Origin of the sequence: Gordonia sp. (in: high G+C Gram-positive bacteria), assembly GCF_049299075.1 — a bacterium.
In the GTDB taxonomy this organism is placed as follows: Bacteria; Actinomycetota; Actinomycetes; order Mycobacteriales; family Mycobacteriaceae; genus Gordonia.
This window is the reverse complement of record NZ_JBAQWU010000036.1, coordinates 1-16,115: the sequence shown is the minus strand read 5'-3', so window position 1 is coordinate 16,115 and position 16,115 is coordinate 1. Positions and strand designations below refer to the sequence as shown.

Genomic DNA, 16,115 nt, shown 5'->3' with positions numbered 1-16,115 from the left:
GCGTTGACCCGCGCGGACCTGGTCGAGGTGATCGGCGCGCAGCTGCCCCTGATGGCCGACACCCCTGGCGTGGCCGCGGCGGAGGGTGGCGCGATGATGCCGCGCCAGGTCATCGAGGAGTGCGTCGACGCAGTCGCCATGCGGTTGACCGGGCCGCGGTTGGCGCATCAACGCGAAGGCACCGAACGGTTCACCGTGGACCTGATCCTGGCCGAGGAACGCCGGGTGTTCGACATGGTCGACGAGACCAGCCTGCGCAACGCGTGCTGGGTCCGCGAGTTCGACACCCCGGAGGCGTTGGGGCTGTCGGTGCAGCAGCACGCCGCGGTGACCGCGATCGCGGCCAGCCCCCAGTTGGTGCAGCCGTTGTCCGCGCCGGCCGGCGCCGGGAAGACCACCTCCATGCGCGCCCTGCGGGCCTTGGTGGAACGCCAGCGTCGGGGAACGGTGATCGTGATCGCACCGACCGGCAAGGCCGTGGACGTCGCCGTCGCCGAAGGTGCTGCGAGCGAGGGGTTCACGATGCACGCAGCCCTGGCGCGGTTGGCCGACGGGCGGCTGAGGTTGGATCCGTTCGACGTGGTGGTGGTCGACGAAGCCGGGATGGTTGGCACCCACCACTGGCGTGCTCTGCTCACCCACACGACCACCGCGGGGGTGAAGACGGTGATGGTCGGTGACCCCCGTCAGTTGGCGCCGGTGAAGGCCCGCGGCGGGATGTTCACCCAACTGTGCGAGGAGCTGCCCTGGGCCCAACGGTTGACCGAGGTGTGGCGCATGCACGACCCCGGTGAGCGGTCGGCGTCGTTGGCGTTGGGCCAGGGTGGGCCGGCGCCGGTGCGCCGCGCCGTCGGCTGGTACCGCGACCACGACCGCCTCCATTGTGGGGATCAGGTCACCATGGCCGCCGACGCCCTAGAAGCCCACCAGGGCGACGTCGCAGCCGGCCGGGACGCGTTGCTGATCGCCGACACCACCGAGACGACCGACGCCCTCAACCGGCGCATCCACGACCAGATCACCGAACAGCGGACCCGTACGGGTCGCGACACCACCACCGTCACCGCCGCGCGCGGACACCAGGTCGGGGTGGGGGACGTGATCCTGACTCGGCTCAACGACGCGACCGTCGAGGTGTACGACCGGGTAGGTAAGGAAACTCGGCGACTGCCGGAGGCTCCGGTGCGCAACGGGCAACGCTGGCAGGTACTCAAGGTCGACGACAGTGTCGAACACCCCCGCATCGCCGCCCGGCGACTCGGCGACGGCGCGGTCGCGGTACTCGAGGGCGACTACCTCAAGAGCCAGGTGCAGCTCGGGCATGCCGTTACCGTGCACTCGGCCCAAGGGGTCACCGCCGACAGCTGTCGGGCCGTCGTCGCCGACACCACCACCCGCAATCTGGCGTACGTGGCGATGACCCGTGGCCGCGACACCAACGAGGTCTACCTCTATGAGCGCACGATCGGGGAGGCCGACCACCAGCACCGTGACGAACAGGCCGCCGAGGGGGTGCACGTGGCCCAGCGTGGCGGCCCAGCCCAGGCCGCCCGCATGTTGCGCCAGATCGTCGGCCGCGACGAACCCGCCCGCACCGCCCACCAGACTGCCGCCGACACCTCCGCCGAGCAGCTTCCCGAGCTGGTGGCCAACCTGGTCGCCGAACACCACGCCGCCCTCACCCGACGGCACACCAACTATCAGAAAACCCAACGTGCCCAACGCAATCGAGTGCTGGACCGCAGCCTCGGCCTACACCGCGGCCGAGGCCGCAGCCGCGAACGCGACCAAGGCTACGACCTCAGCCTTTGACCCGACACACGACGCATCTCCCCTGGCCGTGGGCTGTCTTCACCACCAGCATAAGACCGGTCGGTGTGGTCCTCCCGCAGCACTTGGAGCACTACGCTCGACCGCCTTCAGCCCGTAGTCGACGTTGGGATCACGCCTCAGTTCCTGGCAGCTGTTCGATCTCTAGCGTTGCACCCGCTCGCGCTAATCTGCTCAACAACACGTCGCCCATGGCTGCAGCTGGAGTCAAGACACCACGAAGGTCGGACAGCTGATCGCGCGCGGTGGCCAAGGCCAGGCCGCACTCACCGAAAAGCGCCGACGTGGCCTTATAGCCTGGGTCTCCGCGCTGCGACATCGACGCGCGGTAGCGAATGCCGCTTGCTGTGGTCGTGTAGGTGTGAAGTCGGTATCCACTGTTCTCACGAATGTCTTCGCCCGGACCAGTGCCTGGGGGCGGAGCTATCCGCTCAATAAGTGATCGAGGCACGCGGTTCATGTAGCGCGTGCCGAGATCGTACATAGTAGAGAAGCCTGCGGTCACTAAGGCGGCCATCACCGGAGCGACCGCGGAATCGTTCATTAATATGTGCTCGGCATAGGCGAACTCACGTCCATACTCGTATCCGAGGAGGGCATTGGTACGGCGGACAATGCGGGTGTTCATTAGCGCCATCGGAAAGGCGCCCGTCCAGCGCCTTTCGAGTTCTGGTGCAATGCGTATCCCTCTGCCCCAACGGATGTCGGGCTGATCACCGAGGCCTGGTTCCGCCTGCCTGTTGGGGCTCAAGGTATAGGGATCAGCGAGATGCCTTCGAGCATCCGGATCGTCAGCCAACTGCCGCAGCATCTCGATGCCTGAGGCAATCGTTCCTCCGGAGACCGCTACCGGCGGTGTCAGCATCACCATGTCGGTTCTGGTCAGATTTCCTGCTCCGTCGCTTCGGCTTCGCGCATTCAAGGCATACACCGTGAGGTCGGACGGCAATGAATCGAACCCGCACGAATGAAGGATCCGAGCTCCTGAGGCGACGGCTATGCCGTGCAGACGATCGATACTACGGCGGATGAACATTGTCTCGCCGGTCAGATCGGCGTAGTCCGTCCCCTCTTCTGCGCATGCTTGAACAAGTGGCATGCCGTAAAGCAGATAGGGGCCAACGGTACTCAAGACGACCTGCGTACGACGTGCCATGTCGATGATGGAGGCTGGTTGCGTTGCGTCAGCGACGATGATTGGCCAGTCGTGAGCTGATCGACCAAGTGACGATCGCACACGAGCCAACTTCTCCGGACATCGCCCAGCTAAGGCTATGCGCGCTTCCGATCCGGAGTTCGAAAGATAGCTCGCGGTCAGTTTCCCTACAACCCCCGACGCACCGAAGAGCACAATGTCGAACTCCCGACCGGAGTTTCGGCGTTCGTACAGGTCTGGCGCTAGAGAGGCGTTGTTGCGCTCAGGACTCATGCGTTGCCGTCGGTTGTGTTCATCGCCCCCAGTAGACATTCTTTCCTCCTGGGATGCGCCAGGCAACAGTAGTTGCGCATTGTTTCGTCGAGACCGACAGCGTCTAGCGAGTGTCCGTAGTGTCCAGCTGAGACGCCACGCGGCACGATCCTGGCTTCGTACCAAGGTTGATGGTGACTCCCTCAGCCAAGCATGCGGCGAGTGGATAACCGGCAATTTAGGACTAACGCAGGCTACGACGTCAACCGAGTGAAAGCTACGGTTGCACATTCATCTCGCCGTCGATCTGGTCAAGGTGCATACTCACCGCTACGGTGTCCGGCATGACTGATTTGACGACTCTGAGACCTCGAAAATTGTTGAACAGAAGAGGTATAACGGTTCGTGATCTTGTGCGTCCGGGAACCGGGCAGCTAGCAGCCGTCGCCGTGGGCGCAGCCTCGGCTAGCCTCGCCGTGGCTTACGGCTGGCGACGCAACCCGACTCCCTTCCCGTACACGCTCAAGTTCTTCTTGCGGCACCCGCTGATTGGCCGCGAGCGGCTTCTGGAGATTCTCGAGCCGAGGCCTGGTGAACAACTCCTCGAGATAGGCCCGGGACTGGGTTACTATGCGCTTCCAGTGGCTGAAGCCCTTGGAGAGGGAACGCTCGACCTCGTCGATGTCCAGCAGGCGATGCTCAATCACACTCTCGAGCAGGCGCGGCAGCGAGGGCTCTCTAACTTACGGCCCACCCTGAGCGATGGTGGCGGACTTCCTTTCGGCGACAACTCTTTCGACGGGGTATACCTGTCCGAGGTCATCGGCGAAATCCCAGATCAGGACGCCGCCTTCCGTGAGTTCAAGCGGGTGCTCCGTCCCGGCGGCCGCTTGGTGGTCGGCGAAAGCCTTCTGAGCGCCGACGTGCACTTCATACCATTTGGCTCCGTCTCCCGCCGCGCGCACCAAGCCGGCTTGAGATTCGATCGTCGGCTTGGGTCCGCACTCGGCTACTTCGCTCGCTTCACGGCATAACCAAACTTAAGTGGGTCACTTTCCGGCATGCAGATAATTCCTCGCCGAATTAGCGACGTGGAGTCGAAACCGCCGGGCAGGCGCCGTGGGCGGGTAGGGACTAGACACCAACCCGATCGATCGATTCCGATTGCCGGCAAGAGGAACGCTGATCAGGTCTGGGTGTGGCACTTCGGCTTCTGGCAGCAGTGCAATGCCTAGGCCGTGCGCAACGAAGGCGCGCAATGTCTCGAATTCGGTGATTTCGAAACTGACCCGGGGCATAAAGTTAGCTTCACTACACCATGCTTGAAGAAGCTTCCGAAGGTGATAAGTAGGCGGATTTGCGACGAACACTTCGTTGGAAAGCTCCTCGATACCGACCTGCTTCAGAGACGCGAGCGAATGGTCGCGTCTGACGAACAGGTGGATGCGTTGTTCGCTGATCACAGTGGCGGGCATATCGGCAGGTGCCGGGATCATTACCGCGAGGTCGAGTCGCCCGTCGTTGACCATCTCGACGAGCGCGTTACCGTGAGCTTGCACGAGTTGCATGCGTATTCGAGGTGCGCGGGCCGAGAAGTCCGCGATCATAGCAGCTACGCTGACCGGCCCAAGCGACAGAGGAAAGCCGAACCGCACAAGACCGCCGTCGGGATCGGCATCGCCCACCACAGCGTCCACCGCTTGACCCAGTTCACGCACTAGCCCGTTGGTGCGTTCGTAGAGGTCACGACCGCTCGCGGTCAGCGCGACGCGTCTACCCACCTGGTGAAACAATTGCACACCCAGTAGTTGCTCGACGGTCTTGATGCGACGACTGAGTGAAGACTGCGGAATGCCGAGCAGATCGGCTGCGTGAGTGATGTGTTCGTCACGCGCGGCCGCGTCGAATGCCGCAAGGAGCGGAATCAACGTCCCTAGACGCGACGGTGACAACTCATCCATAAATGCAATGCTATCGCACCGTAACAAACATTGGACGGATTAGTTGGACCGTGCAACGCTACGGATGTCGCAACGAGGAGGATCGAATGAACAGCATCGGACCTGCGAGTGAGTCCACTAAATCGGCCGTACTTGACGTCGTCCTTATAGGTGGCGGCATCATGTCCACGACGCTAGGCGCACTCATTTCCAAGCTGCAGCCGGACTGGTCGGTCACGCTCTTTGAGCGGATGGAGGAATTGGCCAGTGAGAGTTCTAATGCTTGGAACAACGCGGGTACTGGGCATTCAGGTTTCTGCGAACTGAACTATATGGCAGACACCGCCGACGCGACGAAGCCTCTCCACATCGCCCGACAGTTCCATCTGTCCAGGCAGCTCTGGGCGGCCCTGGTGACATCAGGTGATCTACGCGAACCTTCCCATTTCGTAAACCCAGCCCCGCATATGGACATCGTGTTTGGTGCGCGCGACGTCAGTTATCTACGCCAGCGCTACGGCACATTACGTGCTATTCCAATGTTCTCGGCCATGGAATTCACTGACGATCCGAACGTCATTGCGGATTGGGCGCCTCTACTCATGGACGGCCGGTCCACGCAGGAACCCATTGCGGCCACACGATACGCGGCCGGTACAGACGTCGACTTCGGGTCGCTCACTGTATCGCTGGCCCAGACCATGGCGACATCAGGCGCCGTGCTCAAAATGCGGCATGAAGTCACGTCGCTGCGCCGCGACGCCGACGGACTTTGGTCGGTGAGCGGACGCGACCGGCAGACGAAACAACGGTTTTCAGTCCGGACCAGGTTCGTCTTTGTCGGAGCTGGTGGATACGCGCTCAAATTGCTTCAGAAGGCCAAGCTGCCAGAAGTGCGCGGGTACGCGGTGTTTCCCTTTGGAGCCCAGTTCTTGCGCACTGACAACCCAGCAGTCGTCGAGCGACACCGCGCAAAGGTGTACAGCCAAGCTGCCCTCGGCGCTCCCCCGATGTCGGTGCCCCATCTCGATCAGCGCGTTGTAGACGGACAGACGTCCCTGATGTTCGGCCCGTATGCCACCTTCAGCACGAAGCTGCTTCGCTACGGGCGACTGATCGACCTCTTCACCACCCTACGGTTGCATAACCTCAAGGTGCTAGTCGCGGCAGGCGTGCAGAACCTGTCTCTGGTGACTTTCTTGATCAAGGAGCTCCTTTCCACGCGTCGGCGCAAATTTGCGCAACTTCAGCGCTTCTACCCGGCTGCTCACATGGCGGACTGGTATCCGATACAGGCGGGCCAACGCGCACAGTTGGTCAAACCCGATCCTCAGCGCGTGGGCATATTGACGTTCGGCACTGAACTCGTCACCGGGGCCGAAGGAACCATCGCCGGCCTGCTAGGCGCGTCGCCCGGCGCGTCGACAGCCCCGGCGATCATGGTGGACCTACTCCGGCGCTGCTTCCCCAAGGATTACGGTCGGTGGCTGCCGATGCTTACCGCCTTGATGCCGGGCGTGCAGACGCCGGTAGACAACGATCAAGCCACTTTGGATGCCTCGCTGCGAGAAACCGCCGACATACTTGAACTTTCCTAAGCCCTGAAGCCGTTGAGCAGAACCGCCCGAGCGGCCACTTCAGGCCAGTCGGCGAATCACGCGAATCCGGGCTCCGCGAGAGGGAATGACAACAGCATGGTGCATCTTGGGTGTTTCGTCACCCGAGCGATCCGGTTGTAACTCAACCATTCTGAGGACCGTCCGCAACACCACGGACATCTCCGTATGGGCAAAAATCGCTCCAAGGCAACGCCTGGCTCCACCGCCGAATGGCACCCATGCCGGATTCGCGGCAGTGGTCTCCAGCCATCGTTCCGGTCTGAACATCCCGGCGTCCTCGCCCCAAAATCGCTCGTCGGTGTGCAAGACCCCGATCGCGGGCATGAGGATCGTTCCCTCAGGCAAATGATATCCAGCGACTTCCAGGGGCTTGCTGATCCGGCGCATCAAATTATGGATGGCGGGCCGCAGGCGCAGCGTCTCCTTGATGACGGCGTCCCGGTACGGATCGCTAGGATCGTCGAGGCCAGATAGAACCCGATCCAGTGCATCGGGGTGACGAAGCAGCCGCTCGAACATCCACGCGATCGCGACGGCTGTCGTCTCATGTCCGGTCATCAGGAGGGTCACCAGTTCATCCCGGACCAGTTCATCGTCGTCCTGGTCCCCGTCGAGCAGCATCGACAGCACATCCGCTCGCTGCGCCCGGAACGGATCGCGGCGGCGTGCGGCGATTTCGTCGTAAAGTATCTGATCAGCGCGATCCATGTTCGCGATCGTCCTGCGCCACGGCCAGTATCGGCCCAAGCCGGGCCATAACCACAACGACATATCGCGGGCGTCGAGTGGCATCGCGTGGCGCACCGCGTCACCGAATTGCGCGGCGCGGGCACCCTCGACGCCCAGGACGATCCCGACGATGAAATCCATACTTAGCTTCTGCGTGCGGTGAAGCAGCGCGAAGTCTTGTCCCACTGGCCATGTCGACACTTCGCGGGCGGCTAGATCAGACATCGTGGCGACCATGGGGGCAACGCGATCGCCGTGAAAGGCCGGCGTCATTCGTCGTCGGGCACTCCTGTGCGCCGGTTCGTCCAATGTGATGACTGACCGGCGCCCAACAATGGGACGAAGTGCGGCGTTGCCCTCACCGGCACGAAAAATCTCCGGGTCTCCGCGCAACACCTGCTGAACGTGGTCGGCATTGCACAACACGACTGCCTGACCGACAGGTGCGTCTCGGACGGTGAAGACATCACCGTAGCGGCTGTGCGCCCAACGCAAGAATTGTGGTCGGGCGGTCCACAACCCCAGTGTTTGAACTAGCTCCGGGAGTCGTGGGCCAGCCGGGAGTCCGTGCAACCGCTGTCGACGAGGACCATCGCGCCAGTGCTCCAATCGATCGATGGCCGTTTGTCGCTCGGCGGGGCCAGCCGTCATGACGCTGCAACCAAGGACCGCGGCCGATGGGACCGCAATACTATCGGCAAACCCGCCTGAACTGTGCAGGAGAACGCCGACGCGTGTCGCCGCCCCCAGCCGCCGGGAATCGCCCAGCGATAGCGCTGGTGAAACGACGTCAGCATGAACTGAGCATTCCATTACCTCTATCTGCGAACTCGCGCAGCGGGGATGGCCCGCCACCGAAATGGATGAACAGCCGCGCGGCACTCCCAGAAGTCATCATTCGTCGGCAAGTGTTTCCGCCAAGGGCCGATGGCCGAGTGAACGACGCGCCACCGTCACTGCAGCCGCTGCAGCAAACACCGCCAACGGTAGACTTCCCATGACCATTGAATACGGCGTGCGAATGGGCGGGAGCAGACCACTGGCGATCGACTGCACGCCGATCAACGCACGGGTGCCGACCGCGGCGCCCGCTACGGCGACCGCCCAGGCGATGACGACGGTGATCAGCGCCTCGGCGCCGAGCAGTTTCCGCAAGGAGTTGCGGTCACCGCCGATCAGCCGTGTCAGGCTGATTCCCCGGGCGCGAATCGCGATGCTGGAGGACAGTGTCGCGGCGCCGACGACAGCCGCGACCACGTACATCACCCAAGCGAAGACGATGAAAGAACTCATCAGTCGACTTAAGTTCGATCCTAAACTGCTGCGGTACTGTTCCGCGGACACCACTTCCGCTCGTGGATAGCGGGTCTTGACGATATTCGACAGGTTGCCGGTCATGTCTGTCACGTCGACGCCTGGCGTCAACACCAAACCTATGGCGTAAATCCATGAGGTGCCTGCTACCTGACGATATAGATCCGAGCCGAGCACGATCATGCCACCATCCGAGGTCGAGTCGTCGATGACGGCAACGACCCGCGCACTCTGATGGCCATCGGCCACCGGGATATCAACCGTGGAGCCGACTTTGAGCTTCTGTGTGCGCGCAAAGTTCGACGATATGGCGACGTTGTTACCGTGGAGCATCTCGTTGAGATCATCCCGCTCGACGCCACCATCGGGCGCTGAATCGAAGTGGATATCGGTGAAACGTGCCACGTCACCACCGAGGCTCTCCACTCGGTAGCGGCCACCGTTGATCGTCACGTTGGTGTAGGCGAAGGTATCGGTGGCCGCCACACCGGCTACCGCGGCAATCTCATCGCGCACCTGCGGGCCGAAGGTTTCGCTGCCGAAATTGCTACCGACTGGCGCCGCGACTACATACAACTGTCCGCCGGTAAGTCGCTGGACCGCCGCATCGATGTCCGATCGCATGCTGTCTGCGGTGCCGGACATGGTGATCGACGTCAGCAGTGCTACCGCAAAGGTGATGGCCAATGCGGCATTTCGGCGCCACTCTACCTCCAGCTGGCGGCCGATCATCAATCCCGAAGCCCCGGAGGACGCGGTACGAAGCGCAGTACCGGCAAGTACCGGAAGCACTGCGGCTAGCAGCGCCAGACCAATAAACAGGAGAATGACGGCCAAGCCCAACACAGGACCCGGGTTCATCCGAACGATAATCGCCGATGCGATCAAACTCGTCGCACCCCCAAGCAACGGCCACCGGATGGCCGAAGGACGGATCACTGTTTCGTCGCGCCCGCTGATCGCATCTATTGGCGCCACAGCCCGCAGCTGAAACACCCCAGTCAGCCAAGCGAAGGCGAACATCGCCACCGCGGCAATGAAAGCTCCAGACAACGGCAGTGCGTAGTTCACGGGCTGCTCAAACGCTTGACCGGTGAAGTTCGTGATCTGTTGGCGAAATGACGACAGTTCTCTACCTAGTACGACGCCGATCGCTGCGCCGACCACATACGTGACTAGCAGGATGGGAACGAGCACTAAACCTGAGCCGACTACCAGATCGCCAGTGCGCGCGCCGAGTAGCCGCAGCCGCGACAGCGTCGGTCGGGCCTCACCCAGAGCGAGTCGCCAAGTCAAGAAGACTACGACGGCCCCTGTGAGCACCGCGATTGCGGCGAAAAGGCTCACCAGCATGAGCGGCGTACGGAAGATGCGATTGTAACTAGCGAAGATGGAATCCGGTGAGGTTACTTGCGCAGCGCCGTCCACCAGCGAGACGATGCGCGCGCTGATCTGGGCCGTGTCGCCACGAAGTAGCAGCACATCGGTCGACGCACCACGATCGAATGCCACCTCCACCGCGGCAGCAGGAACCACGATCGCCGCGCCGTGATTGGCAAAGTCACTGTCCAGCAGTGCCGCAACTTCCCACGTCACCACCCCGCCCGGAGCATTCACCTCAACTTTGTCACCCACTTTAAAGCCGCTACGCGTCGCCCATTCGCGTGACATGTACGCCATGCCGGGGGCCAACGGATGACTGGCGGCGACCGAACGCAGCGAATCGCTGTCCAACATCGACGGCAAACCCTGATCCACGCCGACGACTACCACCGGCGCAAACCCCGCCGCCGTGCGGGCAGTCGTATTCGCCGTGACCAGTCGCGAATGTGCAAGCGCCCCGGACCCTTGGATGACCCGCTCGGTCAAGGCGCTCGACATGCCAACCGGGGCGTCAGCGGCCACCGCAATGACGTCGCGGGCAATGAAGTCGATCGGCGGCACCCGAGTGGACAGGATCACCGGCACCGCGATCATCAGGACTGCGGTGGTCAACAAGACGCCGCCGACCCCGCCAGCGAACGCTGCGGCCAGACGGACGGGCCGCCGCAGATAGCTGCGCACCAGAGCAGAGGCAACAAGCACCGCCGACTGCCCGCGCCATTTGCTCATCCGCGGGTCGACTGATCTTCGCCGACAAGACGGCCATCGCTGATATGCAACACCACGTCGGCGTCGTCAGCCAGATCCATGTCGTGGGTGATGAGTACGCCGGCGGTTTTCCGCTCACGAATCAGGGACCAGAACAGCTCCTTGACGCGGTCACCGTTTTGGCGATCAAGAGCACCAGTGGGCTCATCAGCAAACACGACGGCGGGTTCGCCAACGCACGCGCGCGCAACCGCTGCACGCTGGGCCTCCCCGCCAGAGACCAGCGACGGCCACGACTTTGCTCGATGACTTAGCCCGGTCAATTCCAGGTATTCCGCTGCACGAGCAAGTGCCGCTTTACGTTTCATTCCACCGAATATCAGAGGAGCCGCCACATTCTCCTCGATAGTCAACCAGGGAACCAGGTTGTCCTTTTGCAGTACGAAGCCGATTCGGTTGGCGCGCAGGCGTGACATGGCCGCGTCTCCCAGGGACCTGAGGTCGTGGCCAAGTAACCGCACCGTTCCTGTCGTCGGGCGGTCCACACCGGACAAGAGATTGCACAGCGTGGTCTTGCCGCTCCCGCTCTTCCCCACGATGGCTGTCATCGACCCGGCCAGGATGTCGATGTCCATCGTGTGCAGAGCGGTGACCTTCTCTTCTCCGAAACTGAACTCTCGACTCAGCCCACGGCCCTCGATCACGACGTCAGCGGTCATGCGATAACTCCTTCTCCGACTCTGCTTTCAGAAAGCGGGCCGAACTAAGTTGAAGGCGCGGGCTTTCGGAAAAGGTCGCGCACACCAGCCCTCAAAGTCACGTGTTCGCCCACGAATCGGGGCTCCAGACGCGCGGCTACGGCAGCCAAGCGCGCGACGAGCATCACGACCGCGACGGTCACGTTAAGCAGGCTGGGCCAGCCAGCGATCAAGAGCCCGAGGAGAAACACATGAACGTACAAGTAGGCCAGTTCGTAGGTTAAGACTTTCGCCGCTTGAGTCGCTGCGCGCTCACCGAGCCAGACGATTGCCAAGGCTGCGGGCAACAGGGTACACACCCACAACATCGTTTTCGGTACGATGCCTCCTGAGATCAGAGCCACAAGCAAAAGATATGGGCTCACGTGGATAGCGATGAGTATCGAGCGGCGCACGCGCGCATTGCGGATGCTAAACACGCTTGCGGCGCCGACCGCTTCGTCGCCCTCGGCATCGGGCAGATCCTTGGCAACTGACGCGACAGCGATGAAAAGCGCTACCACTGCCACTGCCGGTGTCAGAGTGGACAGGGGCGCGTTGAGCAACCAGCCGCCGGTGGTTTCACAGAACGCCACCCAGGCGAAAACAATCTGCGGCATAGGTGGGCGACGCTTGAATCGCGGACCCCAATTGTACAGCGGCGCAGCCAAAGCGCCGAGGGAGACGACTAACGCCGGCAGCCAACCCACCGCGACGGCGAAGGCAACCGCACCCACAGCCAGTGAGACGTACCCGACGAACACCATGAACCACAGAGTCTGCTGCCGCATCGACGCCAGCAATACCGACCGTTCGGGTTGGTTAATGGCATCTTCTTCGCGGTCGACCAGCTCATTGTGTATCGACGCCACAGCATCGCCGGTCCATACGCCGGCCATTACGAGCACGAACCACGCCACATGGTGGGCGCCGTAGTCGTGCGCGGATCCGAGGTAGCCGATCAATAATGGGCTGGTCCACAGAAACCAGAACGGAACACGGCTGATCTTGAGTACCCCGATCCATGGGGTGACCGAGTTCTCATTCCTACGTTCCGAGGGGTGCTGCGGGGTCACCGTTATCCTTCCCGTCGGCCTTGATTGGCATGAGCTGGAGATACAGTCCCCAGTCGGTTTTGGCGTACACGTAACCCGCAGGATGTGGTTGGTACACGTGGCAGCCCGCCGCGTGCAGATCCCGGATCGTCGTGGGCAAGTCCGCCACCCACAGCGCTAGATGGCGCCCCCCTGGATCGCACAGTGCATGATCCGGTGCGGTTAAACCCGTTGTCCATTGGAGCAACTCGATGTAGACGTCGTTCGCGGATGACCCGACGAAAGCGAACTGGACCGAGGCGTCTTGGGCAAGCCCGAACCAGCGCGCCATCCCGTCGCCGTCGCCATCGGACAGGGACGACGACCACACCAAATCGAATCCGAGGGTATCGGTGAACAAGGCGACGGCAAGAGCCAGGTCTGGAACGTTGATGCCGACATGGCCTAGCTGAACGCCTGCTTTCTGTTGCAGCTCAACCATTGTCGCCGACCTGGTAGATCGGTTCGCCGAACTCGAGCTCATAAAGGGCCAGGCAGCGCTCCCACGCGCGCATCAGTTCCGCGCGGTCTTGGCTGCCGCGGGCTCCGAAGTAAGGGAAGTGGTGGTGATAGGTACCGAAGATTCGGGCGCAGTCGCGGTGATAGGCACGAGTGTCGAGCATGTGCGCATGCCAGAACTGATCAATATCCGGCGACGGCGGAAGTTTGTCCCCGTCGTACTTTCGTCGGAGATACAGCCAATTCTTGTACTGGTCCTCCACGGCGGCGGCTTTCGCGCGAGTCCACCCTAGGCCTCCTTCCTGCCCGGGCGACGCGCACAGTTTCGACCGTAACGGACCGAAATCGATTGCAGCTATGTAAGTTTGAACGGCGTCCAGCTCGGATATCCGGTAGCGCTCGGGGTGTCGTTCCTCATCGAGCACACCGCCCGGCACAGGCGGTGGTTCGGGGCCGTCACCGCACATCGTAATGACTCCTCTCACTTCTCGGCGTTCGTCACCGGCAGTTATTCGTTGCTAGGTCGAAAACCACTGTCCTTTGGACCTGCCAGCCATCGAATGAACGAATCTTCTTCGGCATAGGAAAAGGTGTGCCGACCGTTGCGCGCTACATATCCGGGAAGCTTTTCCTCCCAGGAGCCAGGGTCAGGAATGTAGTCCTTGAGCCACATCACTGTCTCTTCCAACGTCTTTCGGCACGTCGTGACGGGGCGATAGCCAAGCTCTGTAGAGGCCGCGGACATGTCGGCGATCAGACGGGCCGGTGTCGACCAGGGCGTGTAACCGATAACTGGCGAGGGAGGCTCACCTGGCCAGAGAATCTCGGTCCACGTCCAGTCAAGGATGTCGGCAACCTCACGCGCAATGTCGCGTACATCAGCGGGGTCGTGGTCGGCGGCGTTGATCGTGCGATCCTTGGGTTGCTCGCACGCCAGCGCCACGATCTCGGCGAGGTTGTCGACTGAGCACCGATTGAATTTGTGCCGGCCGCCACCGCTGAGAGTCACCGTCGGCCGCCGGTCCAAAACGCGCTTCACGAAGTACCACTCGCGTGCTGCATTGCTGGCAGGCCCGAACACCGCAAACGGCCGCACGATGGTCGTCGGTGCAATACCGAGCTCTTGGACGGTGTGTTCGACGGCTGCCTTCCCGCCGCCATAGTAAGAATCATCGGGCGCCACAGTAGGATCGGACTCTCGCAGCAGTTCAGGTGCGTCCCGGTCGGCAGTGTCGAAATTGCCGAAAAATGTTCGCCCGCTGCGACCGCAGTACACCGCACCGGTCGAAATGACCACCAGAGAGCCGACCAGCCCGCGAAGCATCTCTAATTGGCGTGCATCTTGCGACTGGTAAGCGATGATATCGATGAACGCATCTGCCCCGTCCCCGACCGACTTTAGTAACTGTTGGGTGTCGGCTCGAGGGTAGTTGTGCACACTGGCGCCCAACTTGCCAAGCTCCTGGGTCATGGCGGGCGCGCCAAGTCCCGCGACTGTGACGTCCCAACCGCGGTTGATGAGTGTGCGAGTCACGTTGCTGCCAATGAATCCTCCACCTCCCAAAACAACGGCGCGAGGCATCCTAATGGCCCCCTTCCCACGCCTTCCTGACGGTCAAAACGTCGTCAATCTGGATGACCGATCCAAGAGTTATCGGCTCAATGCAAATCCTTGGTTATGCCGGAACATAAGGACTCCGGCATAACCAAGGCGCGCCTCCGGCCTAGGTGCACATGGTCGGAACGGCTACGGTCTTGTCCTCGACGGTATTTTCTGCTGCGTCGGCACGTACGTCCTGAGTCTTGTCCATGAAATCACCTCCTCAACAGTTGCTGCGGATAGGGCACTTCCTATCATATGAAATTCTGGTGACGTCGCTGACACCAATATTTGAACGCCTTGCGTTTGCTTCGCGCGGCGCGCCGGCCTGCGGCTCCGCCCATTGCTGACGATCAGTAACTATTACTTGAGATAACGCCAGCAATCCCCAACTCATGGGAATATCCGCGAACCAGCGCGAGATCCTCCTCGCCATCGGGCAGCGAGAGCACGTGGGCACCGGCGGCGGTTCGAACGGTTGCCGAACGACTCAGCGGTGTCTCCGGGCGACTCGTCATCGGCTATTTATAGCTGTTTTCACCATCGGCCGCAACGTATACGGCTCTTCCGACTTGATGGGGGTCTGGTGTGACCGATTGGGTTCGTGTCGGTGACTGATTGAGGGCTCGCGCCCTTGTCAACTGGGTGTTCTCTACGCATCCAGAGCAAAGGCGCGAGCATGTCTGACAATAGTGGTTCCCTGCTGCTTGGACTCGACGGCATCACCGTGGAGTCCGTGCAAGTCGATGACGGCGATGTCCGCATCGTTGAGGTGGGCACAGCGCTCGAGTGGGTCGGGATCTGCCCGGACTGCCGAACCAGATCGTCGCGGTCGAGGGGTTGGGTCACGACTCGGCCCCGGGACATCAAGATCGGTGCGGACCGGCCGCTGATCATGTGGCGAAAGCGGAAATGGTTGTGCACCAACACCTCCTGCGAACGCAGGTCATTCACTGAGTCGACGCCGTCGATCCCGCCGCGGGCTCGGGTGACGGTGCGAGCCAAGGCGGAGATGGCCCTGGCGGTCCTCGACGACGACCGCTCGGTCAAGGCCGTCGCCGCCGCGTATGGCTGTAGCTGGAACACCTGCCATGACGCGGTGATCGCCACCGCGGATCCGGTCCTGGCCGGTGAACCGCCCCCGGTGCGGGTGCTGGGCATCGATGAGACCCGCCGCGGGAAGGCCAAGTGGGAGACCTGCCCGGAGACCGGGGCCCGGGCGTGGGTGGACCGCTGGGACAGCGGCCTGGTCGACATCACCGGCGCCGGCGGGTTGCTGGTCCAGGTCAACGGG

Annotated in this window: 12 protein-coding genes and 1 pseudogene; 4 read left to right on the top strand and 9 right to left on the bottom strand. The window is 62.1% G+C overall.

Features of this window, described 5'->3' with window-relative positions; all coding sequences use genetic code 11:
* Positions 1-1,812, top strand: a 1,812-nt coding sequence (locus WAW85_RS01295) for an ATP-dependent DNA helicase (protein WP_422557856.1), incomplete at its 5' end; no start/stop codon positions are given.
* A 130-nt stretch (positions 1,813-1,942) separates the two neighbouring features.
* Here the strand turns inward: WAW85_RS01295 and WAW85_RS01290 are convergent.
* The gene (locus WAW85_RS01290; RefSeq protein WP_422557855.1) at positions 1,943-3,259 is read right to left on the bottom strand and encodes a saccharopine dehydrogenase family protein; all 1,317 of its coding nucleotides are present in this window, start codon (positions 3,257-3,259) and stop codon (positions 1,943-1,945) included.
* A gap of 455 nt (positions 3,260-3,714) precedes the next feature.
* Here WAW85_RS01290 and WAW85_RS01285 point away from each other — a divergent pair, with 455 nt between their 5' ends.
* Entirely contained in the window at positions 3,715-4,272 is a 558-nt protein-coding gene (locus WAW85_RS01285; protein WP_422557854.1) for a class I SAM-dependent methyltransferase, read from the top strand.
* Positions 4,273-4,287: 15 nt separating this feature from the next.
* Here the strand turns inward: WAW85_RS01285 and WAW85_RS01280 are convergent, their stop codons facing one another.
* On the bottom strand, positions 4,288-5,199 hold the full coding sequence (locus tag WAW85_RS01280) for a LysR family transcriptional regulator (protein WP_422557853.1): 912 nt from the start codon (positions 5,197-5,199) through the stop codon (positions 4,288-4,290).
* 86 nt (positions 5,200-5,285) lie between these two features.
* Between WAW85_RS01280 and mqo the strand changes: the two genes are divergently transcribed.
* Positions 5,286-6,776 (top strand): malate dehydrogenase (quinone), encoded by a 1,491-nt coding sequence (gene mqo / locus WAW85_RS01275; RefSeq protein WP_422557852.1) that lies wholly within the window; start codon positions 5,286-5,288, stop codon positions 6,774-6,776.
* A gap of 39 nt (positions 6,777-6,815) precedes the next feature.
* On the opposite strand, the gene WAW85_RS01270 is transcribed toward mqo, so the two are convergent.
* The 7 genes from WAW85_RS01270 to WAW85_RS01240 form a co-directional block, all read right to left on the bottom strand.
* Positions 6,816-8,177 carry a cytochrome P450 gene (locus tag WAW85_RS01270; RefSeq protein ID WP_422557851.1) on the bottom strand — a complete coding sequence of 454 codons (1,362 nt, stop codon included), beginning with the start codon at positions 8,175-8,177 and terminating at the stop codon, positions 6,816-6,818.
* 243 nt (positions 8,178-8,420) lie between these two features.
* Positions 8,421-10,613 carry an FtsX-like permease family protein gene (locus WAW85_RS01265; RefSeq protein WP_422557850.1) on the bottom strand — a complete coding sequence of 731 codons (2,193 nt, stop codon included), beginning with the start codon at positions 10,611-10,613 and terminating at the stop codon, positions 8,421-8,423.
* A 335-nt stretch (positions 10,614-10,948) separates the two neighbouring features.
* Complete coding sequence (locus WAW85_RS01260; protein ID WP_422557849.1) at positions 10,949-11,650, bottom strand: ABC transporter ATP-binding protein; 702 nt, start codon at positions 11,648-11,650, stop codon at positions 10,949-10,951.
* A gap of 44 nt (positions 11,651-11,694) precedes the next feature.
* Positions 11,695-12,744, bottom strand: a complete 1,050-nt coding sequence (locus WAW85_RS01255; protein ID WP_422557848.1) for a UbiA family prenyltransferase — start codon at positions 12,742-12,744, stop codon at positions 11,695-11,697.
* Positions 12,716-13,204 (bottom strand): VOC family protein, encoded by a 489-nt coding sequence (locus tag WAW85_RS01250; protein ID WP_422557847.1) that lies wholly within the window; start codon positions 13,202-13,204, stop codon positions 12,716-12,718. The genes WAW85_RS01255 and WAW85_RS01250 overlap by 29 nt, the downstream gene beginning before the upstream one ends.
* Positions 13,197-13,688: a glycine-rich domain-containing protein gene (locus WAW85_RS01245; protein WP_422557846.1), complete on the bottom strand. Its 492-nt coding sequence runs from the start codon at positions 13,686-13,688 to the stop codon at positions 13,197-13,199. The genes WAW85_RS01250 and WAW85_RS01245 overlap by 8 nt, the downstream gene beginning before the upstream one ends.
* Positions 13,689-13,729: 41 nt before the next feature.
* The gene (locus tag WAW85_RS01240) at positions 13,730-14,803 is read right to left on the bottom strand and encodes an NAD-dependent epimerase/dehydratase family protein (RefSeq protein ID WP_422557845.1); all 1,074 of its coding nucleotides are present in this window, start codon (positions 14,801-14,803) and stop codon (positions 13,730-13,732) included.
* A gap of 636 nt (positions 14,804-15,439) precedes the next feature.
* On the opposite strand from WAW85_RS01240, the pseudogene WAW85_RS01235 reads away from it, so the two are divergent.
* A pseudogene (locus tag WAW85_RS01235) lies at positions 15,440-16,115 on the top strand (helix-turn-helix domain-containing protein); the annotation flags it as partial.